Annotated in this window: 1 protein-coding gene and 1 pseudogene; both read right to left on the bottom strand. The window is 64.5% G+C overall.

Annotated elements, in window-relative coordinates:
• Positions 1-116, bottom strand: a pseudogene (locus J1777_RS14415) (DUF1016 domain-containing protein); the annotation flags it as partial.
• A partial coding sequence (locus J1777_RS14210; RefSeq protein WP_207576320.1) for a tyrosine-type recombinase/integrase occupies positions 113-814 on the bottom strand: 702 nt, incomplete at its 5' end. The pseudogene J1777_RS14415 and the gene J1777_RS14210, both read right to left, overlap by 4 nt.

Genomic DNA, 814 nt, shown 5'->3' with positions numbered 1-814 from the left:
CGCGCCGCTGCCTGACGCGCAGCATCCAGCAGCTCGACGATGCCGCCGTGGATGCCGGCATAGCCAGCCGGTAAGGAGGCGGGCTTCCGCGTTGCCACAGGTGTCTTCCTTGTCATACTGTCACCTCCATAGAACGGGATGCACCGGTAATCGCCAGCCGCCGATTCGCCACCAGTTCGGCCGCGTCCCGTACCGGCTTGTCCTCGGTATGAACATAGTGCATAAACATGGCCACGGTCTTGTGGCCTGTGAGCTTCATGCCCACCTTGGTCGGCACGCCCGAGTTGGCAATGTCGGTCGTCGCCCGGTGACGGATGCCATGCGTGCCAACGTGGGGCACGCCAGCGGCCTTGAGCACGCGCGTCCAGCCGCCGTAGTGCTCACCGTGGGTCATGTGCCGGGTGGGATCGTTCGGCGAAGGCAGGACATAGGGGCAGCCTTCCCGACGCGGCGCGGTGGACAGCAGCCGATAGGCTTCCTCGCTCATGGGCTTGGAAATGCCGCCGGTCTTGCTGTCAGGCCAGACGACTCGGCGCTTTTCCAGATCAACCCATGCCCATTCGAGCGGGCAGATTTCGGAGCGCCGGGCGGCGAACTCGAATTGCAGGCGAATCGCCAGCGGGATGACGTAGTTCTCCAGTCCCTCGGCTTCCAGATGCTCCAGGTGACGGAAGACCCGCACCAGCTCGTCATCGACGATAAGCCGGGTTTCCTTGCCGGGTGGGTACATCGGGACGTGGCGGCACGGATTGGTGCCGTCAGGGCGCAGCCCCCACACTTCGGCCAGGTTGAACATCTTGCGCAGCACGCCGAA

This window comes from Comamonas denitrificans, assembly GCF_017368815.1.
Lineage (GTDB): Bacteria > Pseudomonadota > Gammaproteobacteria > Burkholderiales > Burkholderiaceae_C > Comamonas > Comamonas denitrificans.
The sequence above is the reverse complement of the archived record's forward strand: the minus strand, read 5'-3'. Positions and strand labels throughout refer to the sequence as shown.